A 21,483-nucleotide genomic window follows, 5' to 3' on the forward strand; every position below is an offset into this window, starting at 1 on the left:
TGTGACAGGATCCGGTGCCCGTGTCACCCATCCGGCGCATCTGCCTTAAATGCTCCCTAAGACCCGGAACAACCCGTGTGAAGCGGCGGTACGGTCTGCGTGAGCCGCCGGAAAGTGGCACAGACCACTCCTCGACAGCTCTCGACCAGCACGAACACATGGGGGAGGGAGAACCATCATGTGGGGGCTGATTGTTCTCAGTTGCGTGTTCGTGCTGGTGCTGGGGATAGCCGCGGTCGTGGACCTTCGGGACCACGACCGCGGCGAACACCGGGTCTAGCGCACAGCCTGCTTCGCCTTGTAGCGGCCGAGAAGCGTGCGCGCGCCGGCGAGCGCGACCCGCCCGGCGCCCTTCGCGCTCGCGGCCAGCACCGTCGTCCAGTCGAAGTAGTCTCGCCACAGCACGATCCGGCCGGCTTCGACCTCGAACGTGCCGCACACCCAGAACTCCGCTTCCCACGCGCCGCGGCGCAGCACGTCGGTGCGTTCGGTGAGCACGACGTTGCCGTCCGCGGCGATGTGGTGCGTGCGTGCTTCGAACCCGGAGCCGAACCGGGCCAGCATGCGCAGCTGTTTTTCGACCGCCGCGAGGCCGCGGGCGGGCGGCAACGGCACGTTCTGGTACACGATGTCGCTCGCCGCGAACGTCAGCGCGCGGTCGATGTCGAGGTCTTCCAGGGCCTTCAGGAAACCGGTCACCACTACCTGGGGTTCATCGGTCATGTCCCCAGGCTAAGGGTCAGTACGGCCGGTCGCCCGCGATGGCGACGCGCTCCGCGATCCGGACGTGCGGGTGGTAGTCGTTGACCGCGTAGTGCTGCGTCGCGCGGTTGTCCCAGAAGGCCACCGAGTTCGGCCGCCAGCTGAACCGGACCTGGAACTCGGGCGTGTGGGCCTGCAGGAACAGGTACCGCAGCAGCCGGTCGCTCTCGTCGCGGTCCACGCCGACGATGTGCGTGGTGAACGCCTGGTTGACGAACAGGGTGCGCCGCCCGGTCTCCGGGTGCGTCCGGACCACGGGGTGCTCGACCGGCGGGAACCGGTCCTGCCACCGCGCGAGGAGCGCGGGATCGGAGAACCGGTCGAAACCGGGGAGGTAGTCGTGCACCGCGGTGAGCCCGTCGATGCGGGCGCGGACGTCTTCGGGCAGGTTGTCGTAGGCGGCGGCCATGTCGGCCCACATCGTGTCGCCGCCGACGGGCGGCACCTCGATCAGCCGCAGCACCGAGCCGAGGGCCGGGTTGGGCCGCCAGGTGACGTCGACGTGCCAGATGTTCTCGTAGCCGGGCATGGCGGCGGTGCGCTCGAAGCGCGTGACGGCGTCGTCGTCGCCCTTCGGGATGAACGGGTTGGTCTCCAGCTCACCCCAGTTCGCGGCGAACGCGCGCTGCTGCGCCGACGTGATGTCCTGGTCGCGGAAGAAGAGCACCTTCCACTCGAGCAGGGCGCGGTTGAGCTCCTCTCGCAACTCGGCGGTGAGCGGTTCCCGGAGGTCGACACCGTCGATCTCGGCGCCGATCACCCGGCCGAGCGGACGGATCCGGAAGAGTTCGTACGGTTCGCCCTCGCTCCGGTGCAGGACGCGCGGGCCTTCGAGGAGACCGTCGGGGGGTGTGACGGCCTCCCGCAGCTGGATCCGGGCAGGCAGGACTACGGACATGGTTGTGCTCCAGGGGTTTTCGGGGGATTCGGACGCCGGGCTCGCGTCAGGCAGGGGGCGAGCCCAGGCGGCCGCGGCGCAGCAGGAGCTCCACGGTGCCTTCCCCAACCGACCGCTTGGAGGCGCGGTCGTGCCACCGGATCGGCGTGCTTTCCGAGGTGGCGGGCATGCGCCCATGGTCAACCTTGTCCCGCCCCGCGGTCAAGACGTCCACTTGGTGGAACGAGATCAACTCCGCAGGTCACCGCGATGCGGGCGGCTCGGACGCATGAGGCAAGATCTTCCACGATCGGGTGAGCGCCCTTGACGACGGAGGTCCCCATGCCGGAAGGCAGAGGCTCGCGGATCGACAGTGACATCCCGGAGCTGCGCCCCGGGGCCGGGGGCGCCGCCACCCGGAACCCCCCGAAGCGGCTTTACCAGCTGCGCGCCGCCGCTGACCTGCTCGACCAGGCCACCGCCGCCGACGACAAGGCGGCGGGGAAGTTCGCCGAAGCCCGCGTCGACTCGACGCCGTTCGGCATCTCCCCGCAGGCCCGCGAGCTGGCGGCGCGCTGGTTGGCCGCCCTCGCGGCGCGCGAAGCGGACGCGCGCGTCCTCGGCGACGCGACGTCCGACCTGGCCGGCCGGCTGCGCATGGCCGCGGAGAGCACCCGGAGCACCGGCTTCCGGGGGCGGATCGCGGTGGCGCCGTGACCTCTCCCGTGTTCGAACACCCGGCTTTGACCTCGGCGGCGGTCCGGCTGGCCGCGTTGCGCGCCGCGGCGGGCCGGATCGGTGTCCCGGACCCGGTCGCGGCCCTGCGGCACCTGGACTGTTCGCCGTCGTCGATCAGCTCGTCCGCTTCGGCGGTCGACGCGGGCGCGTTGCTGGTGACGTCGGCTTCCGCGGAGTTCCGCAACGGCGTCGAGCACGCCGAAACCGGCGGCAGCGCCGAGACGTTCGGCATCTGGGCGGACACAGTGGACGGTCAGTACGCCGCCGCGGCCCGCGCGGCCGCTTCCACGGCCGCGCTGGGCGTCCGGATCGCCGCACACCTGGACGAGCTGGCGCTTTCGGCGTCCGCGGAGGTGTGCGCCATCGCGGACTCGGCCGCGACGGCCGTCGCGGCGGTGCTGGCCGACGACCGGTCGGCCGAGGTGGTGAGCACGGTCAGCACGGCGTGCACGGCGGTGGTCCGGACGGTCTCCGCGAAGATCGCTTCGCTGTCTTCGCTGGTGGCGGAGCTGGAGCCGTTGATGGCGCCGGCGGTCGAGCTCAGCTGAACCGTTCCCGGGCCCAGTCGTCGAAGGGCCGGGCGGGATGCCCGGTGACTTTCGCGACGTCCAGGGAGACGGGCTCCGGCTCGTCGACCAGCGAGGCCCAGTAAGGCAAAGCGCTCTGCGCGAATTCCTCACCCAGCTGAGTTGCCGCTTCTTCCGGCGGTTGTTCTTCCCACGTCGCGGCAGTCCCGAGTGCTTCGCCGATGATCGCGACCTGCTCGGCCTGGGTAAGCGCTTCCGGTCCGGTGACGAGGTAGATCTGCCGGCCGTGGTTTCCGGTGAAGGCTGCGATCGCCATGTCGGCGACGTCTTTTTCGTGGACGAGCGACCGTTTGGCTCGGCCGTACGGCGCCCTGACCTTGCCGGTCTTCGCTTGCGGTACCCAGCCGAGGGTGTTGGTGGCGAGGCCGGTGACGCGCAGAAACGTCCAGTCGTCGGTGACGTTTCTTACCGCTTCCTCGACTTCACCCCAGAACCCACCGTCTTCCGCCGCTGCCGATGAGACGTAGACGATCTTCTTGTCCTTGAAGGGTTTCACGGCCTTGCCGATGCCTTCGGCGGAGTAGAAGGGCCAGACGAAATAGACGGCATCGACTCCTTCGGCGGCTTCGGCCGGGTCGGTGATGTCGCCTCGGACCACTTCTCCGCCCGGCGCCTCGGCCGGGTCCCGGACGAGGACCCGGACGTCGGCACCCGCGTCGAGCAGTCCACGGACGACGTGCCGGCCGGTGTTGCCGGTGGCCCCGGTGACGAGGACCTTCATGGTGCGCTCCTTGGTGATCGGGTCGTGCCGACCACGGTCACACTTCAAGAGCCCTTCAAGTCAAGGCGTGCGATAGGTTGCCCGGCATGCCTGAGCCCGGAACGGAAGCCTGGCCACCCGCCCCGATCAAGACCGAGCGGCTCGTGCTCCGCGAATCCGAAGCCCGCGACCGGGCAACGTTCATCGAGCTGTTCGCTTCGCCGGAAGTCGGCACCTACATCGGTGGCCCGCAACCGCGGGACGCACTCGAGCGCGCGACGGCTGAGGTGCCCGGCCGCCGGCCCGGCCTGTTCGTCGTCGAACTCGACGGCGCGATGATCGGCATGATCACGCTCGATCCGCGCGACGAAAAGGAACACGTCCGCCCGGAAACCGAGCTCGGCTACCTGTTCCTGCCGCACGTGTGGGGACACGGTTACGCCGCCGAGGCGTGCGCGGCAGCACTCGGCTGGTTCGCCCGCGCGCGTCCCGGCGAGCCGGTGGTGCTCTGCACCCAGACGGCCAACGACCGCTCGATGCGTCTCGCGGCGAAGCTGGGGTTCACCGAAGTGGAGCGCTTCGAGGCGTACGGCGCCGAACAGTGGCTCGGCGCACGGCTCTGAGCACAGGGGCCGAGCTGTGCCATGATCGGAGCATGATGAAACCGGGTGGCCGCGACATCTGCCGCCGGCGGCACGCCGAAACCGGCTCGGAATGCTGCCTGCCGGACACTCACTACCCGCGCCCGCACAGTGACATTTCCGGAACAACTTGGCACGACGGCCTTTGCCCGGACTGCCACGGCGGCGGCACCGTGTTCAACGCGGTCTGTCCCACCTGCAACGGCCACGGCTTCGCCCTGCTCGACGTCGACTGAGCCGCCCATGCAGAACGCCCGATAACCCTCGAGGGTCACCGGGCGTTCGAGTGCGGTGGCGGTGGGATTTGAACCCACGGACGGGGATTAGCCGTCACACGATTTCGAGTCGTGCTCCTTCGGCCGCTCGGACACGCCACCGCCGAGAACAATACCGGAGGACCTACCCGAGCCTCACAAGGGGTCACCAGGGCGCTGCGTACGCCGCCTGACCTGGGCCCCTCGGAAGCGGTCGCGCAGGTCGTGGGCCACCTCGGTCACCTGAGCGCGGCGGCGCTGCATGCGGCCCGAGGCCTCCAGGCGCCGGTTGCCCGTCGCCGCTCCCCACCGCGAACGGGCTTCGCCCACCGCTTGCTGGACCTTGTCCTTCATAGTCATGTCCCAGGGGTACCCACGGGGACCCGCCACTCAGCGCCGCGTCGCGAAATACGTCTCCAGGACGGAGGCGCACTCCGCCGAAAGGACGCCTCCGCTGACCTCCGGGCGGTGGTTGAGACGGCGGTCGCGCACGACGTCCCAGAGCGAACCCACCGCGCCCGTCTTCGGCTCCCACGCCCCGAACACCAGCCGCGAAATCCGGGCCAGCACCAGCGCTCCGGCGCACATCGTGCACGGCTCCAGCGTCACCGCCAGCGTGCAGCCCTCCAGGCGCCAGCCGTCGCCCACCACGCCCGCCGCCGCGCGCAGCGCGAGGATCTCCGCGTGCGCCGTCGGGTCGCCCAGCTCGACCCGCGCGTTGCGCGCCGCCGCCAACGGCTTGCCGTCGGGGTCGAAGACCACCGCCCCGATCGGCACGTCCGAGCCGGGGGCGCGCGCCGCTTCCAGCGCGGCCTCCACGGCCTCGGTGTCGGACGGCCGTCTCAGAGCTCGTCCAGGAGCTTGGCGAACTCGCTGCCGAACCCGCACCGCTGCGCGACCATCTGCAGCTGCTCGTCCGGGTACAGGTCGACCTCGCCGACGATGACCTCCAGCTCCGGCCCGGGCAGCCCGAGATCGGCCAGGAGACCCAGGTCGCCCTCGGGCCAGACGGAGTCGTCCTCTTCGTCCGGTGGATCGACGCGCAGGACGTCGAGGACGTCCGCCGCGATGTCGTAGTCCAGTGCCGCCGCCGCGTCCGAGAGCAGCAACGACGGCCCTCGCGGGCTCGGCCGGACGATGACGAAGAACTCGTCGTCGACCGCCAGCAGCCCGAAGGACGCACCGGTGGAACGTAGTTTGCCCAGTTCAGTGATCGCTGCGTCCAGCTCGGTCAGCGCCCCGGGGTCGAGCGCACTGCACCGCCACCGACCGTCTTCCCGGACCACGGCTACCGCGAAGCCCGTGACCGGCTCATCCACCGCCATGCGCACACCGTATTCCGCCGCCCGACCGAACGCACGCACGGTGCGCCCGAAGCGCCGCATGGGGCACTATCGGGAGCATGACCGGCCCCACTGACCTGCCCACGCTGCCCGGCACGCCGTTCGCCGGCCTCCTCGACGACGCGCGGGCGCTGCAAGACCGCACGGTCGCCCTCCGGCGCGCCGTGCACCGCCACCCCGAACAGGGGCTCCACCTCCCGCGCACCCAGGCGGCGATCAGGGAGGCTCTGGCCGGCCTGCCGCTGGAGATCACCGAAGGCAAGGCCACGACGTCGCTGACGGCCGTCCTGCGCGGCGAGCGGCCCGGCCCCGCGGTGCTGCTGCGCGGCGACATGGACGCGCTGCCGCTGACCGAGGAGACCGGGCTCGACTTCGCGTCCGAGGACGATGAGTCGATGCACGCGTGCGGGCACGACACGCACGTCGCGATGCTGGCGTCGGCGGCGCGGCTGCTCGCCGGGCGCAAGGACCAGCTGGCCGGGTCGGTCGTGTTCATGTTCCAGCCGGGCGAGGAGGGCCACCACGGCGCCCGCTTCATGATCCACGAGGGGGTGCTCGACGCCGCCGGGACGCGGGTCGAGCGCGCGTTCGGCGTCCACATCCTCGCGAACCTCCGCAGTGGACTCCTGCAGGTCCGGCCGGGTCCGCAGATGGCCTCGGCGGATTCGTTCTCGGTGCTCGTGACCGGCAAGGGCGGCCACGGCTCCGCGCCGCAGCACACGATCGACCCGGTGCCGGCGGCCGCGGCGATGGTCGGCGCGCTGCACACGATGATCACGCGCCGGGTCAGCGTGTTCGACCCCGCGGTGCTCTCGGTGACGCGGATCCAGGCCGGCACGACGACGAACATCATCCCGGAGACCGCCGAGCTGCAGGGCACGATCCGCACGCTGTCCGAGCAGACGCGCGCGCTGGTCCGCGCCGAGCTGCCGAAGGTGTGTGAACAGGTCGGCGCGGCGTACGGCTGCCGCGTCGTCGCCGACGTCGAGCCGGGCTACCCGGTGACCGTCAACGACGAGCGCGTCGCCGCCGAGGTCCTGACGCTCGGGGAGGCCGTGCTCGGCCTGGAGAACGTCGAGCTGATGGCGGACCCCCTGATGGGCGCCGAGGACTTTTCCTACATCCTGCAACGCGTTCAGGGCGCGTACGCGTTCCTGGGCGCGTGCCCGCCCGGCGTCGACCCCGCCGAGGCGGCCGCGAACCACTCCAACCGCGTGCTCTTCGACGAGGACGCGATGCCGAGCGGTGTCGCGATGCTCGCCGCGTTCGCGTTGGACGCCCTGCGCTAGGGCCCGGTCCGCGACGGACGGCCGTCCTCGAGGTGCCCGGCGAAGCGGCGACGCCACCCCGGCGCCTCGAACGTGACGTCGTACCAGCCGTTCTTCGCCGGCACCGGGAAGTCGTGCGAGGTTTTCGGCGCGATCGTGACGTCGTTCAGCGCGACCGGAGCCGGCCCGCTGTTGGTCACCGTGACGCGCAGCGCGGGCGCCGGCGTGAACGTGACGGAGGCGTCGAGGCCCGCCTTGCCGGAAGCCTCGACGACGAAGCCGTTCGGGCCGTGGATCGCGATGTCGTACGACTCGGCGTACGGGATTTCGCCCGTCATCTCGCTCTTCGGGCCGACGTCGAAGCGTTGTGACGCTCCGCCCGCGTGGTAGGCGTAGGCGGCCAGCTGCAGCGCCTGCGTCCCGTGGTTGGCCAGGTGCAGCTTCAGCGCGCCCGGCCCGGCCGCGGCCCAGGCGACCGGCTGGTACGGCAGCGGTCGCGCCTTCGCCGTGCCGGGGTCCTGCACCAGGGCACCCGGCCCGAGCCCGGGCTTCGGGAGCCGGGATTGCGTCCGGTCGGCTTCGGCGCGCAACGCGTCCGCGTCCGGCAGCAGCGGGATCGTCGTGTCGTGCGCGCGGAAGTCGAAACAGCTGGTCAGGTCGCCGCAGATGGCGCGGCGCCAGGCCGAGATGTTCGGCTCGCGCACCCCCGTCCACGTCTCGAGGAAGCGCAGCACCGACGTGTGGTCGAAGACCTGCGAGTTCACCCAGCCACCGCGGCTCCACGGCGAGACGACGGTCATCGGCACGCGCGGGCCGAGCCCGATCGGCACCGGGGCGCCGGACGCCCCGCCCTTCTCCGGGCGGTTTCCCGGCAGGTACTCGCCCGGGGTGCCAGGCGGCGGCGTCGGCGGGACCAAGTGGTCGAAGAAGCCGTCGTTTTCGTCGTAGTTGATGAAGACGACAGTCGATTCCCACAGTTCCGGCTTGTCCCACAACGCTTTCAGCATCCGCTGGATGTAGGCGGCGCCGTCGACCGGCCGGGCGGCGGGGTGCTCGCAGTAGCCGTACGGGGCGACGACCCACGACACCGCCGGCAGCGTCCCGGCCGCGCAGTCGGCGAGGAATTCGGCCAGCACGTGGTCGAGGTCCTTGCCCTTGCCGGAGTCGGGCAGCAGCTTCTCGCGCAGGTTCGCCCGCTCGGCCAGCCGCTGCTCGAGCGGGTCCACCGAGTTCAGCGCGTCGTGGAAGTTCCGGAACAACCACAGCGGGTTGTCGCCGTAGTCGCCGACGAAGTGCTCGGGGACGCCGCGCTCCTCGTCGTTCGCGTAGATCCGCCACGTGATCCCGGCGGCCTCGAGCCGCTCCGGGTAGGTCGTCCAGCGGAACGACGGCTCGTAGTCCGGGAAGTTGTGCGTGACCGGGCCGCCGGCCACGCCGTCCGGGTCGATCGTGCCGGTCCAGTGGAACAGCCGGTTCGGCTGCGTCGGGCCCTGGATCGAGCAGAAGTAGTGGTCGCACAGCGTGAAGGCGCCGGCCAGCGCGCGCTGGAACGGGATGTCGTCGCGGGCGAAGTACCCCATCGTCATGGGGCTCTTCGCCTTGACCCAGCTGTCGTACGCGCCGCCGTTCCACGCGCGGTGCGTGCTGTTCCAGTCGTGCGGCAGCTCGCCGAGGTCCTGGCCGTCCACAACGGACGTGTCGACCCGGAACGGCAGCACCGGCGCGCCCTTGCCGCGCTGGCGGAAGACGTCCCGCAGCGCCGCGCGGTCGCCGAAGCCGCGCACGCCGGCCATGGTGCCGTAGTAGTGGTCGAACGACCGGTTCTCCTGCATCAGCACCACGACGTGGCGGACGTCGTCGATCGTCCCCTTCCGCGGCGGAGCGGCGCACGAGGCCGCGAGCGAACCGGCGACGGTGGCCACGGCGGCGCCACCGAGCACCGTGCGCCGGCGGATCCGGCCCATGCCTGCCTCCTCATCCCCACGTCAGCGGCCTGGCGAGGGGTACGTTCTCCGCCGAGAGAGGTGGTACCCATGCTCGACTCAGCGGATCTGGTCGCCTTCGCACCGTCGACCGACCTGGAGCGCTCCCGCGTCTTCTACACGGATGTCGCCGGGCTCGAGTTCATCGAGCAGACCCCCTTCGCGTGCGATTTCCGCAGTGGAACGACCATGCTCCGCGTCACCGCCGTCGCCGAGTTCACGCCGCAGCCGTTCACGGTGCTCGGCTGGGCGGTCGCCGACATCCGGGTGGCGGTGACCGAGCTGCGTGGCCGTGGCGTGGAGTTCCTCACGTTCGACACGCTGCCACAGGACACCGACAAAATCTGGACCACGCCCTCATCTGCGAGCATCGCCTGGTTCCGCGATCCGGACGGCAACGTGCTGTCCCTGACCGAGTTCACTGGCGATTAAACAACAGTGTTGATTTAATAGGTGGATGACCGAAGCCGATCGCCTCGCGCAGCTCGCTGACCAGGAAGAACGTCTCCAGTTCACGAAGTTCGACAACGAGACGGCGCTGGCTGTCGGCGCCCAGCTGCTGGCCGCGGCCCGGGAGCGCGGGCTGCCGGTGACGATCTCGGTCCGCCGGGGCGGCCAGCGGCTCTTCCACGCGGCGCTGCCGGGAACGTCGGCCGACAACGACGCGTGGATCGACCGCAAGAGCCGCGTGGTGGACCGCTACGGCCACAGCTCCTTCCTGGTCGGCACGCAGTTCCGCGCGAAGGGCGGCTCGTTCGAGGCGGACTCGCGCCTGGACCCGGACGAGTACGCGGCCCACGGCGGCGTGTTCCCGGTGCTCGTCCGCGGGGTCGGGCCGGTCGGGACGGTCGGCGTTTCGGGACTTCCCCAGGCCGACGACCACGCGTTCGTCGTCGAGCAGCTGGAGCTGTTCCTGGCTTCTTGAAAACGGCTGGCGGGCGTGACTACCGTTGAAGACATGAAGCGCGCTGCGAACACGACGACGCCGGAAAGTGTCCCGGCGCGCTGAACCATGCTCACGAAGCCCGGGGCGGTCGCCCCGGGCTTTCGTCTTGCCGCCGGCCGCCTCGCCGTCCACGAGGAGTCCGCAATGCACGATCACCGCAAGCTCGGCCGCGAGCTCGGCCTGTTCGACACCGACCCGCTCATCGGCGCGGGCCTGCCCTATTGGCTGCCCGACGGCGCGATAATCCGGCACAGCCTCGAGGAATACGTCCGCGGCCTGGAACGCCGCGCAGGGTACCGGCACGTCCATTCGCCGGTCCTCGGCAAACGCGAGCTTTACGAGATCTCCGGCCACTGGTCGCACTACCGCGACGACATGTACCCGCCCATGGACGTCGGCGGCGAGCAGCTCGTGCTGCGGCCGAGCCTCTGCCCGCACCACGCGCTGATCTACCGTTCGCGCGGCCGCAGCTACCGCGAACTCCCGCTGCGCATCGCCGAAATCGGCGGGATGTACCGCAGCGAGCTCTCCGGCGTGCTCGGCGGGTTGAGCCGGGTGCGCGCGATCCAGCTCAACGACGCGCACGTCTTCTGCGCCCCCGACCAGGTCGAAGCCGAGGCAGCCGCCGCGTTGGCCATGATCCGGCAGGCCTACGGCGCGCTCGGCATCAGCCCGGCGCGCTACCGGCTCTCCCTCCCCGGCGCCGGCGGGAAGTACGTCGCCGGCGACTGGGACCGGGCCGTGGACATCCTGCGCTCGGTCCTCGACGGGCTCCCCTACGACGCGGTCGAGGGCGAAGCAGCCTTCTACGGACCCAAGATCGACGTCCAGATCGTCGACGGCGCGGGCCGCGAATCGACCCTTTCCACCGTCCAGATCGACTTCCACCAGCCCGAGCGGTTCGGCCTCGAGTACGTCGGCGCGGACGCGGCGAAGCACCGGCCGGTCATGGTGCACCGCAGCATCATCGGCAGCGTCGAGCGCGCGGTGGCGCAGCTGGTCGAGGTCCACGGCGGCGCGTTCCCGGCCTGGCTGGCGCCCGTTCAGCTGCGGCTGTTGCCGGTGTCCTCGGCCGAATTGCCTTGTGCACAGGCAATCCTCGACCGGTGCGACGACCTTCGGGTGGAGATCGCGCCGGAGGGCAGCCTCGGCGCGCGGATCCGGGACGGGCGGCTGGTGCCTTACCAGGCCGTGCTCGGCCCGCAGGAGGTCGCCGCGGGGCAGCTTTCCTTGCGGCTGCGCGACGGACGCCGTCTCGACGCGCAGCCGCTGGAAGACGCGCTGGCGTGGCTCAGGGCGGCGGTCAAGCCGTAGCCGCGGCCAGCCAGCCGAACGCCGGCGCCAGGCTTTCCGGGGCGGCCCAGCCGTTGATCACCGCGAGCAGCCGCAGGTAGCGCTCACGCCGGGGGTCGTTGACCAGGCCGAGCCAGTCCTTCAGCCGACCGGGATCGCGGCCGAGGCCGTCGACGATCGCCCTGGCCTCCGGCGAGTCCGGGGCGATTCCGGCTTCGAGGGCCGGGGTGACGGCGTCGCGCACCTCGGCGGCCAGGTCGCGGCGCAAGCCGGCTTCGCGCTGCTCGGCGAGCCGACGCAGGATCGCGCGGAAGTCCTTGTCCTGCGCCAGTTCGGCCAGCTCGATCCAGGCCTCGAGCTGCTCGGGAGCAGGATCCCCGGGCAGCTCGGGGGTCAGGGTGCGGGCGATGCCGGCGAGGTCGGGACGGTCGCCGAGGGCTTCGGCGAGGAAGTCGTCGACCAGGCGACGTCGCTCCACTTCGGACAGGCGGGCCAGCTCGTGCATCAGCGTTGTCTCCTCCGGGGTCGGACCGCGCTTCGCCACGGCCGTCAGCACCGCGTGGCGCACGCGCAGCACGCGGATCTGCACCTCGAGGGCCTGGGCGTGCCTCGCCGCGACGTCGGCGACAGTCGCTTCGCCGTCGACGACGCGGCGGATCGTGGCGAGGTCGACGCCCAGCTCCCGGAGGGTGCGGATGAGGTCGAGCCGGGTGCGCGCGGCGTCGTCGTAACGGCGATGACCTGCGGCGTTGCGCCCGGACGGCGGCACGAGACCGCGGTCGGAGTAGAACCGGACGGCCTTGACCGTCAGGCCGGTCCGGCGGGCCAGCTCGCCGATCGAGTACCGCATGTCGTCAGCGTGACACCTCCTCCAGGGGGAGGCGCAAGGCTCAGGTTCGCCCGATCGTGTCGATCACCTGTTCGACGTTTCGCGGTAAAGTCGATCACATGAGCGAACGGACTAGGTCTCCTCCCGGATCCGGGTGACCAGCTGGGTCGGGTTCACGAACCGCAGCGCGACGAGAAGGAGCACGAGCATGGACGCGGTGTAGATGGTCGCCATGGCGTCGACCGACTGGTTGGCCCGGATGCCCGCGGCGAACACGGAGTTGTAGAGCGCCACGACGAGGGTCGTCGAGTCCGGGCCGGCGGTGAGGAACGTCAGCTCGAACATGCCGACCGTCCGGACCAGCACGAGGATCGAGGCGGCCAGGATCCCCGGCAGCAGCAGCGGGCCCAGGATCCGGGTGAACACCGAGACCGTGCGCGCGCCGGACATGCGCGCGGCGGCTTCGATCTTCGGGTCGATCTGCTCGATGAACGGCGTCATGGTCAGTACGACGAACGGCACCGACGGCACCAGGTTCGCCAGGATGACGCCGGTGATGGTGCCGGCGAGGTGGAACTTGTAGAGCACGGTGGCCAGCGGGATGCCGTAGGTGATGGGAGGGATGAGGATCGGCAGCACGAACAGCAGCATCACCAGGCGCTTGCCGGGGAACGAGCGGCGGGCCAGCGCGTAGGCGGCCGGGACGCCGACCGCCACCGACACGGCGATCACCACCAGCGCGACGATCGCCGTGGTGAGGAGGACGTCGGACAAGCCGAACTCGCGCCAGGCGTCGGCGTACCAGTGGGTGGTGAAGCCGTCCGGGAGCCAGGTGCCGAACCACTGCTTGCCGAACGAGTCGACGACGACCGAGAGCACCACGCCGGCGAGGTTGACGAAGAAGAACACGACGACGGCCCAGACGACCCAACGTCCGGGACGCGCGACCCAGCCGGTCATCCCTTGCCTCCGGTCGCTCCGCGGTACAGCGTGCCGCGCCACGCCATGACCAGGCCGATCACGATCAGCATGACCACCGCCATGAGCATCGCGACGGCCGAGCCCATCGAATAGTCGTACTCCTCGAACGCGGCGTGGTAGGCCGCGATCGAGATGACGCGGGTCTCGTTCGCGGGGTCGCCGACGAGCTGCGCCGAGGGGAAGACCGAGAACGCCATCACGAACGAAAGGCAGAAGGTGATCGCCAGGCCGGGAGCCAGCAGGGGCAGCGTGATGCGCCGGAAGCGCTGTGCCCAGTTCGCGCCGAGCGTCGCGGCCGCCTTCTCCAAGGAGGGGTCGATGCCCGAGAGATAGGACAACGTCAGCAGGAAGGAGAACGGGAAGCCGGTGATCACGAGGGACAGCAGTACGCCGGTGTAGTTGTGGATCAGCGGGAGCGGCTCGTCGGTGATGCCGAGGACGGTGAGCACCTTGTTCAGCCAGCCCGCCGGCCCGCCGTACATGATCAGGCCCTGCGCGGTGAGCACCGTGCCGAGCGTGATCGGCACGACGAGGATCGTCGTCAGGAGGCGCTTGCCGCGGACGCGTCCGCGCATGACATACGCGATCGGAATGCTGGCGAGCACGTTGATGAACGTCGCGGGCAGCGCGATGCCGAGCGTCGTCCAGATCGTGTCGCGCAGGTACGGGTCGCCGAAGAACCGCGCGTAGTTGGCGAAGACACCGCCTTGGCGCGGGGCGAAGGACAACTGGAGGCCGTAGAGGAAGGGGTAGAGGAACAGGCAGGCGGTGACCAGCAGACCGGGCACCAGGAGGAGCAGGGTGCGGTCGATGCCGCGTTCGGCCAGGCGGTGACGCAACGCCGGGCGAGCGCTCGCGACGGCGGTCACGGCTCGAACACCAGCACGCGCTCGGCCGGCACGCCGATCTGCGCGGTGTCGCCGGGAGCGAGGCGCTTGTCGGTCCGGAAGTAGACCGGCACGCCGCTCGCCAGCCGGGCCGAGACCGACAGCTCGCGGCCGTGGTACTCGACGATCTCGACCGTCACGTCGAGGGCGTTGGCCGCGCCGTCGCCGACCACGAAGTCCTCCGGGCGGATCGCCACTTTGGCCGGGCCCTCCGTGAGCGAGCCGCGGCCCGTCAGCCGGGCTCCCGCGCCCTCCACGGTGATCGACGAGCCCGTGGCTCCGGTGACCGTCACGTCCAGGAGGTTGCGGTAGCCCATGAACGACGCGACGTAGCTGTTCACCGGCTGGGCGTAGACCTCCTCGGGCGTGCCGATCTGCTGCACCGTGCCGTCACGCAGCACCACCAGGCGGTCGGCCAGTGACAGGGCCTCCTCCTGGTCGTGGGTGACGTACACCGTGGTCAAGCCGAGCGTCTGGTGGAGCCGGCGGATCTCCATCCGCATCTCGAGGCGGAGCTTGGCGTCCAGGTTGGACAGCGGCTCGTCCATCAGGACGACCGGGGGTTCCAGCACCACGGCCCGGGCGATGGCGACGCGTTGCTGCTGCCCGCCGGAGAGCTGCGCGGGGAACTTCGCCGCGTGGTCGGTGAGCTGCACCAGGCGCAACGCCTCGTCGACGCGACGGCGGGCGTCGACGCGGCCGACCTTGCGCATCTTGAGGCCGAAGCCGACGTTGGCGCGGACCGTCATGTGCGGGAACAGCGCGTAGTTCTGGAAGACCATCCCGAACCCGCGCTGCTCCGGGGGCTGCCCGTCGATGCGGGCGTCGTCGAGCCAGATGCTGCCGCCCGTCAGGGGAAGCAGGCCGGCCAGGCAGTTCAGCGCGGTCGACTTGCCGCAGCCGGACGGCCCGAGCAGGGCCACGAACTCGCCGCGTGTGATGGCGAGGTCGAGGCCGCTCAGGGCGTTCGCGGTGCCGAAGCTCCGGGACACGCCGTCCAGTCGGAGCTGCTCGAACGTCACTTCTTGCCGACCTTCGAGCCGCCGACCAGCTGATTCCACTTGTCGAACGCCTTGACCTGCTGCTCGGCCGGCAGCGAGGTTTCCTTGGGGTACTGCGAGATCCACTGCTCGTACTCGGGGCGGCCGAACTGCTTGATCGTGTCCTGGCTCTTCTGCGGCGCCATCTGCAGCGTGACGTCCTTGACCGCCGGGCCGGGGTAGAAGTAGCCGTCGTCGTAGGCGATCGCCTGCTGGTCGGGCTTCAGCATCCACGCGATCAACTGGAGGATCGCCGACTCCTGGTCGGGCGAGAGGCCCTTCGGGATCAGGGCGTACTGGGCGTCGGTGACCCAGTGCATCGGCTGCATGATCGCCGTCTTGACCGTGTTGGGCACCGTCCCGAGCTTGCGCGGGTTGATGTCCCAGCCGGTCGTCGACATGACCATGTCCACCGAACCCGAGGCGAGGTTTTTCATCGTCTCGGTGGTGCCCGACGGGTAGTACTTCACGTACTTGCCCAGCTCCTGCAGGAACGCCCAGGTCTTGTCCCAGCCCTTGTCCGGGTCCTTGGGGTCCTTGTCGCCGAGCAGGTACGGCAGGCCCATCAGGAACGTCCGGCCCGGGCCGGAGTTCGACGGCTGCGCGTACTGGAACTTCTCCGGGTGCGCCTTGGCCCAGTCGAGCAGTTCCTGCGGGGACGCCGGGGCCGCCGGAACCGCTCCCGGGTTGAACTCCAGCACCGGGCCGGACGGGTAGTAGACGACTTCGACGCCGTAGCCGTTGGCCAGCTCCTGCATCTTGGCCGCGGGCTCGAGGTAGTTCTGCATCAGGTTCGGGAACCGGCTGGAGAAGTCGGGCAGGACCTTCGCCAGCGTGCCGTTCGCGATGCCGGCGGAGAGGCCGTCCGTGCCGCTCAGGACCAGGTGCGTCTGGGCGACGCCGCCGTCCTGCTCGGCCTTCAGCTTGCCCGCCATGCTCGGTGCGGGCGCCGTCGAGTACGTGACCTTCGAGAGTACTTCCGGGTGCGCGGTCTTGAAGTTCTCGATCATCTGCTTCGTGAGCTGCAGGTTGCCCGCGATGTCGAGGATGTTCAGGTCGACGGGCTTGCTCGGCTTGTCCGGGACGGCCGACGGATCCGCCGCCTGGCCGCCATCCCCGCCGGGCGCGCCACAGGCCGCCAATCCGGCGGCGAGGCCGGCCGCCAGCAGCACTCGTCGGAATCGGAAGCCGGTGCGACGCTGCATGGCTGCTCCCTGGGTCCGTGATAATGTTGTATGTCGCATCGTATATCAGATCGGACATGCCAGTGGCGAGCACTTCTTCGGCCCGGAGACCGCCGCCGCCCGTCTCACGCACCGATTTCGTGCGCGACGCGATCAAGGAATCGATCTTGAGCGGGGAGTTCGGACCGGGCGAAACACTCGTCGAGGCCGAGGTCGGCGCCCTGCTCGGGGTGTCCAAGACGCCGGTGCGCGAAGCGCTGCGGATCCTCGCCGGTTCCGGTTTGGTCACGATGAGCACGTACAAGGGGGCCGCGGTCCGGGTCATGGACGCCGAGAGCGCGCACGCGGTGTACGACCTGCGCGCGCTTCTCGAGCCCGAAGCCGTCAGACGCGCTGTCGAGCGCGGTGCGGACTTCGGCGAAGCGAGGCAAGTCCTGGCGGAGGTCGACATCGGCACCGCGGCCACCGACCGCGCGAAAGCCAGCCTGGCCAACCGGTTGTTCCACCGCGCGCTGTACTCCGGGTGCGGAAACCCGTTGCTGGTCGAGATCCTGGACGGCCTGCGCGACCAGGCCGCGCTGATCACCGTCACCGGCTGGGGCATCAGCCCGACGTGGCGGGGGGAAGCGGCCGAGCACCGGGCGATCCTGACCGCCGCCGAGAGCGGGAACGCGCGGCAGGCCGAACACCTGCTTCGCAAGCACATCACGGACTTCATCGTCCGGGTCGCCTTCGGGCTCCCGGGCGACCGCACCGCAGAGACCGGCAATCCGAAGGGGGACCGATGACGTTCGAGCAGCAGAGGCGGCGGCTTTCCGGGGTGGTGGCCATCCCGGTCACGCCGTTCGACGCCGAGGGCGCCGTCGACGGCCAGACGTACGCGAAACTCGTCGATCGACTGATCACCGGCGGCATCGAAGTCGTGACGCCGAACGGGAACACCGGCGAGTTCTACGCGCTGGACGCGGCCGAAGCCCGGCAGTGCCTGGAGGTCACCGTCGAGGCCGTCGCCGGCCGGGCCAGTGTGCTCGCCGGGATCGGCCACGACGTCGCGTCGGCGACGCGGGCGGCCGCGCACGCGCGGGACGCCGGTGCCGACATGATCATGATCCACCAGCCCGTGCACCCGTACATCTCCGGCGACGGCTGGGTCGACTACCACGCCGCGATCGCGGCCGCGGTGCCCGAGCTCGGGGTCGTGCTCTACGTCCGCAACCCGGCGATCGCCGGCGAGCAGCTGCACGCGCTCGGCGAGGCGGCGCCGAACGTCATCGGCGTGAAGTACGCCGTGCCGGATCCGGTGCGGTTCGGCTCGGTCGCGCGGGACGCGGGCTTCGAGCGGTTCGTGTGGATCGCCGGGCTGGCCGAGCTCTCGGCGCCCGGCTACTTCGCCGTCGGCGCAACCGGTTTCACGTCGGGTCTGGTGAACGTCGAACCGGCGATCTCGCTGGAGATGTTCCGCGCACTGTCCACAGGGGACTATCCGGCCGCGATGACCGCCTGGGAGCGGATCCGGCCGTTCGAGGAGCTTCGCGCCGCGAACGGGAACGCCAACAACGTCAGCGTCGTCAAGGATGCGCTCGGCCAGCTCGGCCTGTGCCGCCCCGACGTCCGGCCGCCGAGCCGGCTGCTGACCGGGCCCGAACGCGAACGCCTCTTCGGACTGCTTTCGTCCTGGGGGCTTTCGTGAAGGTGGCGGCTCATCGGCGTGACGGAGCGCGGTGAAGCCGAAGTCCGGCTCGCCGACGAGCCACCTGATGACCGGAGTCTTGCCGGAAGAAACAAGCTGTAACAACCCAACTGGGCGCCTCGGGCGTCGCTCTGCGCGACTACGGGCGGCTGCTCGCCGGCCATCGGCCGGCACGGCTGCGTACGAGCGGGTTCCGGACCCGGACTCGGCTCCTGTCCCCGGTCGGAGCGATCCGGCCGGAAGGTCACGGGTGTGTGGTAGATCACCTTCATCCCGATGTGGCCGACTGTACACCTCTTCGGCCATCCACGGGGAATTGCCAATCCGCCGGTGGAGTGAGACCCTGGGAGATAGGACGCGGTACCACCGCGACCAGGCCCCAGTGCCCTTTCCCGAACCGGACCCAGACCCCGTCAGGGCTGGAAACCGTTGCTGGACAAGCCTTTACGACTTACCCAGAGCGGTGTGTTGATGTCTTCAGCCCAAATTGCGGATACTCCCGCGACGTCCGGCAGTGACTTTGCCGAACTGTCGCGGCTGATCAAGGCCGCCGGCCTCCTCCAACGACGGCGTCGGAACTACGCCGTGCGGATCGGGCTCAACCTCGCCGCTTTCGGCGGGGGCTGGGTCGCCTTCGTCTTCCTCGGCGACTCGTGGTGGCAGCTCTTCCTGGCCGCGTTCTTCGCGATGATGTTCGCGCAGCTGTCGTTCATCGGGCACGACGCCGGGCACAAGCAGATCTTCAGCAGCCGCAAGGCGAACGACGCGACCGGGTTCGTCCACGGTGGACTCACCGGGTTGAGCTACGGCTGGTGGGTGGGCACCCACTCCCGACACCACGCCAACCCGAACAACGAGGACGAGGACCCGGACGTCGACATCGCGGCGCTCGCGTTCAGCAAGGCGCAGAGCTCCCGCAAGCGCGGTTTCCTGCGCTGGATGGCGAAGTACCAAGCGTTCCTGTTCTTCCCGCTGCTGCTGCTCGAAGGCCTCAACCTGCACGTGTCGAGCGTGCAAGCCGTGCTGCGCAAGGACATCCGCAAGCGCAAGCTGGAGTCCGCCCTGCTGATCGCGCACCTGGTCGCCTACCTCGCCGCGGTGTTCATCGTGCTTTCGCCGCTCACCGGAGTCATCTTCATCCTGGTGCACCAGTTCCTGTGGGGGCTGTACATGGGCTGCTCCTTCGCGCCCAACCACAAGGGCATGGAGATGGTGTCGGCCGGCCACAAGCTGGACTTCCTGCGCAAGCAGGTGCTGACCTCGCGCAACGTCCGCGGCGGCCCGGTGGTGGACTTCGCCCTCGGCGGGCTGAACTACCAGATCGAGCACCACCTGTTCCCGAGCATGGCCCGGCCGAACCTCAAGCACGCGCAGGTGATCGTCCGGGAGTTCTGCGACCGGCACGGGATTTCCTACGCGCAGTGCGGCTGGGCCCGCTCGTACGGCTATGTGCTCCAGCACCTCCACTCGGTGAGCGAGCCACTGCGGGCACAGAAGGTGCCGGCATGACGGCCCCGGCGCCCGGCGCGCCCGAGGTACAGCACGCCGAAGCGCAGTGCCCGAACTGCCCGCACCCACTGGACGCGCACGACGCGATCGCCCGCCGCTACTGCGCGGCAACCGCGGCGGGCCGAGGATCCGACCGCGGCTGCGTCTGCGGCACGGCGGCGGACCACAAGGCACGCTGAGGTTCAGCCGCGTTCGGGCAGCGCGAAGTGTGGCCGAAGTTACTTGCGCGTTAACAAGGCGTCAGCGGCCCACCGGCTTCCGTCAGGACGGCATTCACGACGGATCACCGGAAGCACGAAAAGCGGTGTCCTCACGGAGTCCGATCCGCCGTGATGCCCGGAGGCACTTGTGACGCTCAGCGAGCTTCTTCCCAGCCTCGGCTGCGAAGCCGCCGATCACCTCGAACCAGGAGTCTGGCCGCGAAGCACCCGACTCGGCGAAGACGGCGAACTCCTCTTCGCCGGCGCGCGGGTCAGCCACCTCGCCGCCCGCTTCGGGACGCCGTCCTACCTCATCGACGAGCAGCAAGTTCGCGACACCGCACGCGAGTACCGCAAAGCGCTCCCAGACGTCGAAGTCGCGTACGCGAGCAAGGCGCTGTGTACGCGGTCCGTACTGCGCTGGGTCGCCGAAGAGGGGTTGTCGCTCGACACGTGCTCCGCGGGCGAGATCGCCGTCGCACGCTCAGTCGGGTTCCCCGCGGAGCGCATACTGCTGCATGGCAACGCGAAGACACCTGAAGACCTGAAGGCCGCTCTCGAGTACGGCGTCCGGCGGATCGTGGTCGACTCGCTCGACGAGATCGAGCAGCTCGGCGCGCTCGCTCCCGGCGCGCAGCAGGTGATGATCCGCGTGACGCCGGGCGTCGCGGCCGGCGCGCACGCGGCCATCAGCACCGGCACCGAGGGCCAGAAGTTCGGCTTCTCGCCGCTCGACGGCGTCCCCGACAACGTCGACGCGGCCGTGAAGGCCGTGCGAGACCAGCCCGGACTCAGGCTCGCCGGGCTGCACTGCCACATCGGCTCGCAGGTCTCCCGCGTCGACCGCTACGAGGCCGCCGCGCGGCGGATGGCCGAGGTGCTCGTCCGGATCCGTGACGTCCACGGCGTCACGCTGCGGGAGCTCGATCTCGGCGGCGGGCACGCGGTGCCGTACGTCGGCGGCGAGCCCGCGTTCGACCTCGGCGGCTACTCGCGACGCCTGCGCGTGGCGCTCGCCTACGAGTGCGCGGCGCACGGTTTCCCGTTGCCGCGCTTGACGATCGAGCCCGGCCGGGCGCTCGTCGGACCGGCCGGGATCACGGTGTACCGCGTGTGCGCGGTCAAGCGCGGCAGCCGCACGTTCGTCGCGGTCGACGGCGGGATGAGCGACAACGCGCGGCCGTCGCTCTACGGCGCCCGCTACACGACGCGCCTGGTCGGCAGGCGTTCGAAGGCGAAACGCACCCCGATGACCGTCGTCGGCCGGCACTGCGAGTCCGGCGACGTCCTCGCCGACGGCATCAGCCTGCCCGCCGACCTGCACGCCGGCGACCTCCTGGCCGTGCCGTGCACCGGCGCGTACCACCACTCGCTGGCGTCGAACTACAACCAGATCGGGCGGCCGCCGCTGGTCGGCGTCAAGAACGGCGTTGCGACGCTGCTGGTGCGCCGCGAAACCGAAGAGGACCTCAGCCGTCGCGATTTGGGCTGACCGCCTCCAGCCCGGCGAGCAGCACGCCGAGCGCGTACCGGAAGTCGTCCTCGACCGTCGAGCCGGCGCGTTCGCGCAGGCCACGGGCCATCAGCGGGAAGGGGAACGACGCGGCCGCGAGCACCGCCGCCTCCTCGGAAGGCGGTAGCCGCGTCTGGTCCTCGACGGCCCGGCCGAGCACGAAGTGCACCAGGACTCCGGCGGCGCGGGTCGCCTCGCCGAGCGGGAAGCCCGCGTCGTGCAGCACCCCGACCGCGCGCTCGGCGAGCTCGCCCAGCGC

General features: G+C 70.3%; 26 protein-coding genes and 1 tRNA gene. 13 read left to right on the forward strand and 14 right to left on the reverse strand.

Going from position 1 to position 21,483, the window contains the following annotated elements; genetic code table 11:
• Positions 1 to 276: 276 nt before the first annotated feature.
• The gene (locus AB0N03_RS30535) at positions 277 to 723 is read right to left on the reverse strand and encodes a limonene-1,2-epoxide hydrolase family protein (protein ID WP_364378506.1); all 447 of its coding nucleotides are present in this window, start codon (positions 721 to 723) and stop codon (positions 277 to 279) included.
• A gap of 16 nt (positions 724 to 739) precedes the next feature.
• On the reverse strand, positions 740 to 1,660 hold the full coding sequence (locus AB0N03_RS30540) for a TauD/TfdA family dioxygenase (protein ID WP_364378509.1): 921 nt from the start codon (positions 1,658 to 1,660) through the stop codon (positions 740 to 742).
• Between the two features lie 321 nt (positions 1,661 to 1,981).
• Here AB0N03_RS30540 and AB0N03_RS30545 point away from each other — a divergent pair, with 321 nt between their 5' ends.
• Complete coding sequence (locus AB0N03_RS30545; protein WP_364378512.1) at positions 1,982 to 2,356, forward strand: hypothetical protein; 375 nt, start codon at positions 1,982 to 1,984, stop codon at positions 2,354 to 2,356.
• Positions 2,353 to 2,925 carry a hypothetical protein gene (locus AB0N03_RS30550; protein WP_364378515.1) on the forward strand — a complete coding sequence of 191 codons (573 nt, stop codon included), beginning with the start codon at positions 2,353 to 2,355 and terminating at the stop codon, positions 2,923 to 2,925. Before AB0N03_RS30545 ends, AB0N03_RS30550 begins: the two co-directional genes overlap by 4 nt.
• On the opposite strand, the gene AB0N03_RS30555 is transcribed toward AB0N03_RS30550, so the two are convergent.
• Positions 2,918 to 3,685, reverse strand: a complete 768-nt coding sequence (locus AB0N03_RS30555) for an NAD(P)H-binding protein (RefSeq protein ID WP_364378518.1) — start codon at positions 3,683 to 3,685, stop codon at positions 2,918 to 2,920. The two genes, AB0N03_RS30550 and AB0N03_RS30555, sit on opposite strands and share 8 nt — an antisense overlap.
• Before the next feature lie 86 nt (positions 3,686 to 3,771).
• Between AB0N03_RS30555 and AB0N03_RS30560 the strand changes: the two genes are divergently transcribed.
• Both AB0N03_RS30560 and AB0N03_RS30565 read left to right on the forward strand, forming a co-directional pair.
• Positions 3,772 to 4,287 carry a GNAT family N-acetyltransferase gene (locus AB0N03_RS30560; RefSeq protein ID WP_364378521.1) on the forward strand — a complete coding sequence of 172 codons (516 nt, stop codon included), beginning with the start codon at positions 3,772 to 3,774 and terminating at the stop codon, positions 4,285 to 4,287.
• 32 nt (positions 4,288 to 4,319) lie between these two features.
• Positions 4,320 to 4,541: a hypothetical protein gene (locus AB0N03_RS30565; RefSeq protein WP_364378523.1), complete on the forward strand. Its 222-nt coding sequence runs from the start codon at positions 4,320 to 4,322 to the stop codon at positions 4,539 to 4,541.
• Between the two features lie 53 nt (positions 4,542 to 4,594).
• Here the strand turns inward: AB0N03_RS30565 and AB0N03_RS30570 are convergent.
• From AB0N03_RS30570 to AB0N03_RS30585, 4 genes are all read right to left on the reverse strand, one after another.
• A tRNA-Ser gene (locus AB0N03_RS30570) sits at positions 4,595 to 4,682 on the reverse strand.
• 33 nt (positions 4,683 to 4,715) lie between these two features.
• Positions 4,716 to 4,919 (reverse strand): CsbD family protein, encoded by a 204-nt coding sequence (locus AB0N03_RS30575; RefSeq protein ID WP_364378526.1) that lies wholly within the window; start codon positions 4,917 to 4,919, stop codon positions 4,716 to 4,718.
• Between the two features lie 30 nt (positions 4,920 to 4,949).
• A complete protein-coding gene (locus AB0N03_RS30580; RefSeq protein WP_364378529.1) occupies positions 4,950 to 5,378 on the reverse strand; it encodes a nucleoside deaminase in 429 nt (142 codons plus the stop codon).
• A gap of 23 nt (positions 5,379 to 5,401) precedes the next feature.
• The gene (locus AB0N03_RS30585; RefSeq protein WP_230863018.1) at positions 5,402 to 5,884 is read right to left on the reverse strand and encodes a tRNA adenosine deaminase-associated protein; all 483 of its coding nucleotides are present in this window, start codon (positions 5,882 to 5,884) and stop codon (positions 5,402 to 5,404) included.
• Positions 5,885 to 5,961: 77 nt separating this feature from the next.
• Between AB0N03_RS30585 and AB0N03_RS30590 the strand changes: the two genes are divergently transcribed.
• Positions 5,962 to 7,191 carry a M20 family metallopeptidase gene (locus AB0N03_RS30590; RefSeq protein WP_364378532.1) on the forward strand — a complete coding sequence of 410 codons (1,230 nt, stop codon included), beginning with the start codon at positions 5,962 to 5,964 and terminating at the stop codon, positions 7,189 to 7,191.
• Here AB0N03_RS30590 and AB0N03_RS30595 read toward each other — a convergent pair.
• On the reverse strand, positions 7,188 to 9,134 hold the full coding sequence (locus tag AB0N03_RS30595; protein WP_364378535.1) for a phosphocholine-specific phospholipase C: 1,947 nt from the start codon (positions 9,132 to 9,134) through the stop codon (positions 7,188 to 7,190). The two genes, AB0N03_RS30590 and AB0N03_RS30595, sit on opposite strands and share 4 nt — an antisense overlap.
• Positions 9,135 to 9,203: 69 nt before the next feature.
• Here AB0N03_RS30595 and AB0N03_RS30600 point away from each other — a divergent pair, with 69 nt between their 5' ends.
• The 3 genes from AB0N03_RS30600 to thrS all read left to right on the forward strand — a co-directional run bounded on the left by AB0N03_RS30600 (position 9,204) and on the right by thrS (position 11,412).
• Positions 9,204 to 9,584 carry a VOC family protein gene (locus AB0N03_RS30600; protein ID WP_364378538.1) on the forward strand — a complete coding sequence of 127 codons (381 nt, stop codon included), beginning with the start codon at positions 9,204 to 9,206 and terminating at the stop codon, positions 9,582 to 9,584.
• A 25-nt stretch (positions 9,585 to 9,609) separates the two neighbouring features.
• Positions 9,610 to 10,077 carry a heme-degrading domain-containing protein gene (locus tag AB0N03_RS30605; RefSeq protein WP_364378541.1) on the forward strand — a complete coding sequence of 156 codons (468 nt, stop codon included), beginning with the start codon at positions 9,610 to 9,612 and terminating at the stop codon, positions 10,075 to 10,077.
• Between the two features lie 165 nt (positions 10,078 to 10,242).
• A complete protein-coding gene (gene thrS / locus AB0N03_RS30610) occupies positions 10,243 to 11,412 on the forward strand; it encodes a threonine--tRNA ligase (protein ID WP_364378544.1) in 1,170 nt (389 codons plus the stop codon).
• On the opposite strand, the gene AB0N03_RS30615 is transcribed toward thrS, so the two are convergent.
• The 5 genes from AB0N03_RS30615 to AB0N03_RS30635 form a co-directional block, all read right to left on the reverse strand.
• Positions 11,402 to 12,241 carry a MerR family transcriptional regulator gene (locus AB0N03_RS30615; RefSeq protein ID WP_364378547.1) on the reverse strand — a complete coding sequence of 280 codons (840 nt, stop codon included), beginning with the start codon at positions 12,239 to 12,241 and terminating at the stop codon, positions 11,402 to 11,404. The genes thrS and AB0N03_RS30615 overlap by 11 nt on opposite strands.
• Positions 12,242 to 12,352: 111 nt before the next feature.
• Positions 12,353 to 13,180 (reverse strand): ABC transporter permease subunit, encoded by an 828-nt coding sequence (locus AB0N03_RS30620; RefSeq protein ID WP_360164773.1) that lies wholly within the window; start codon positions 13,178 to 13,180, stop codon positions 12,353 to 12,355.
• Positions 13,177 to 14,070, reverse strand: coding sequence for an ABC transporter permease (locus AB0N03_RS30625; RefSeq protein WP_364378550.1), 894 nt, complete (start codon positions 14,068 to 14,070; stop codon positions 13,177 to 13,179). The genes AB0N03_RS30620 and AB0N03_RS30625 overlap by 4 nt, the downstream gene beginning before the upstream one ends.
• Entirely contained in the window at positions 14,067 to 15,110 is a 1,044-nt protein-coding gene (locus AB0N03_RS30630) for an ABC transporter ATP-binding protein (RefSeq protein WP_364378553.1), read from the reverse strand. The genes AB0N03_RS30625 and AB0N03_RS30630 overlap by 4 nt, the downstream gene beginning before the upstream one ends.
• Positions 15,107 to 16,333: an extracellular solute-binding protein gene (locus AB0N03_RS30635; protein ID WP_364378556.1), complete on the reverse strand. Its 1,227-nt coding sequence runs from the start codon at positions 16,331 to 16,333 to the stop codon at positions 15,107 to 15,109. Before AB0N03_RS30635 ends, AB0N03_RS30630 begins: the two co-directional genes overlap by 4 nt.
• 62 nt (positions 16,334 to 16,395) lie before the next feature.
• Between AB0N03_RS30635 and AB0N03_RS30640 the strand changes: the two genes are divergently transcribed.
• The 5 genes from AB0N03_RS30640 (at position 16,396) to lysA (ending at position 21,203) form a co-directional block, all read left to right on the forward strand.
• A complete protein-coding gene (locus AB0N03_RS30640; RefSeq protein WP_364378587.1) occupies positions 16,396 to 17,100 on the forward strand; it encodes a GntR family transcriptional regulator in 705 nt (234 codons plus the stop codon).
• Entirely contained in the window at positions 17,097 to 18,002 is a 906-nt protein-coding gene (locus tag AB0N03_RS30645; protein WP_364378559.1) for a dihydrodipicolinate synthase family protein, read from the forward strand. Before AB0N03_RS30640 ends, AB0N03_RS30645 begins: the two co-directional genes overlap by 4 nt.
• Positions 18,003 to 18,473: 471 nt before the next feature.
• On the forward strand, positions 18,474 to 19,511 hold the full coding sequence (locus AB0N03_RS30650; protein ID WP_364378561.1) for an acyl-CoA desaturase: 1,038 nt from the start codon (positions 18,474 to 18,476) through the stop codon (positions 19,509 to 19,511).
• Positions 19,508 to 19,690, forward strand: coding sequence for an RGCVC family protein (locus AB0N03_RS30655; RefSeq protein WP_364378564.1), 183 nt, complete (start codon positions 19,508 to 19,510; stop codon positions 19,688 to 19,690). The genes AB0N03_RS30650 and AB0N03_RS30655 overlap by 4 nt, the downstream gene beginning before the upstream one ends.
• 169 nt (positions 19,691 to 19,859) lie before the next feature.
• Complete coding sequence (lysA, locus tag AB0N03_RS30660; RefSeq protein ID WP_364378567.1) at positions 19,860 to 21,203, forward strand: diaminopimelate decarboxylase; 1,344 nt, start codon at positions 19,860 to 19,862, stop codon at positions 21,201 to 21,203.
• Here the strand turns inward: lysA and AB0N03_RS30665 are convergent.
• Positions 21,181 to 21,483, reverse strand: a 303-nt coding sequence (locus AB0N03_RS30665; protein WP_364378569.1) for a TetR/AcrR family transcriptional regulator C-terminal domain-containing protein, incomplete at its 5' end; no start/stop codon positions are given. The genes lysA and AB0N03_RS30665 overlap by 23 nt on opposite strands.

The organism is Amycolatopsis sp. NPDC051061, from assembly GCF_040682935.1.
In the GTDB taxonomy this organism is placed as follows: domain Bacteria; phylum Actinomycetota; class Actinomycetes; order Mycobacteriales; family Pseudonocardiaceae; genus Amycolatopsis.

Excerpts from the sequence above, each read along its gene's own strand:
- thrS (WP_364378544.1), top strand. The coding sequence starts at position 10,243 with ATGCACGATCACCGCAAGCTCGGCCGCGAGCTCGGCCTGTTCGACACC.
- AB0N03_RS30565 (WP_364378523.1), top strand. The coding sequence starts at position 4,320 with ATGATGAAACCGGGTGGCCGCGACATCTGCCGCCGGCGGCACGCCGAA.
- AB0N03_RS30600 (WP_364378538.1), top strand. The coding sequence starts at position 9,204 with ATGCTCGACTCAGCGGATCTGGTCGCCTTCGCACCGTCGACCGACCTG.
- AB0N03_RS30620 (WP_360164773.1), bottom strand. The coding sequence starts at position 13,180 with ATGACCGGCTGGGTCGCGCGTCCCGGACGTTGGGTCGTCTGGGCCGTC.
- AB0N03_RS30615 (WP_364378547.1), bottom strand. The coding sequence starts at position 12,241 with ATGCGGTACTCGATCGGCGAGCTGGCCCGCCGGACCGGCCTGACGGTC.
- AB0N03_RS30595 (WP_364378535.1), bottom strand. The coding sequence starts at position 9,134 with ATGGGCCGGATCCGCCGGCGCACGGTGCTCGGTGGCGCCGCCGTGGCC.
- AB0N03_RS30655 (WP_364378564.1), top strand. The coding sequence starts at position 19,508 with ATGACGGCCCCGGCGCCCGGCGCGCCCGAGGTACAGCACGCCGAAGCG.
- AB0N03_RS30535 (WP_364378506.1), bottom strand. The coding sequence starts at position 723 with ATGACCGATGAACCCCAGGTAGTGGTGACCGGTTTCCTGAAGGCCCTG.
- AB0N03_RS30650 (WP_364378561.1), top strand. The coding sequence starts at position 18,474 with ATGTCTTCAGCCCAAATTGCGGATACTCCCGCGACGTCCGGCAGTGAC.
- AB0N03_RS30575 (WP_364378526.1), bottom strand. The coding sequence starts at position 4,919 with ATGACTATGAAGGACAAGGTCCAGCAAGCGGTGGGCGAAGCCCGTTCG.
- AB0N03_RS30585 (WP_230863018.1), bottom strand. The coding sequence starts at position 5,884 with ATGGCGGTGGATGAGCCGGTCACGGGCTTCGCGGTAGCCGTGGTCCGG.
- AB0N03_RS30555 (WP_364378518.1), bottom strand. The coding sequence starts at position 3,685 with ATGAAGGTCCTCGTCACCGGGGCCACCGGCAACACCGGCCGGCACGTC.
- AB0N03_RS30560 (WP_364378521.1), top strand. The coding sequence starts at position 3,772 with ATGCCTGAGCCCGGAACGGAAGCCTGGCCACCCGCCCCGATCAAGACC.
- AB0N03_RS30605 (WP_364378541.1), top strand. The coding sequence starts at position 9,610 with ATGACCGAAGCCGATCGCCTCGCGCAGCTCGCTGACCAGGAAGAACGT.
- AB0N03_RS30540 (WP_364378509.1), bottom strand. The coding sequence starts at position 1,660 with ATGTCCGTAGTCCTGCCTGCCCGGATCCAGCTGCGGGAGGCCGTCACA.
- AB0N03_RS30590 (WP_364378532.1), top strand. The coding sequence starts at position 5,962 with ATGACCGGCCCCACTGACCTGCCCACGCTGCCCGGCACGCCGTTCGCC.
- AB0N03_RS30645 (WP_364378559.1), top strand. The coding sequence starts at position 17,097 with ATGACGTTCGAGCAGCAGAGGCGGCGGCTTTCCGGGGTGGTGGCCATC.
- AB0N03_RS30545 (WP_364378512.1), top strand. The coding sequence starts at position 1,982 with ATGCCGGAAGGCAGAGGCTCGCGGATCGACAGTGACATCCCGGAGCTG.
- AB0N03_RS30635 (WP_364378556.1), bottom strand. The coding sequence starts at position 16,333 with ATGCAGCGTCGCACCGGCTTCCGATTCCGACGAGTGCTGCTGGCGGCC.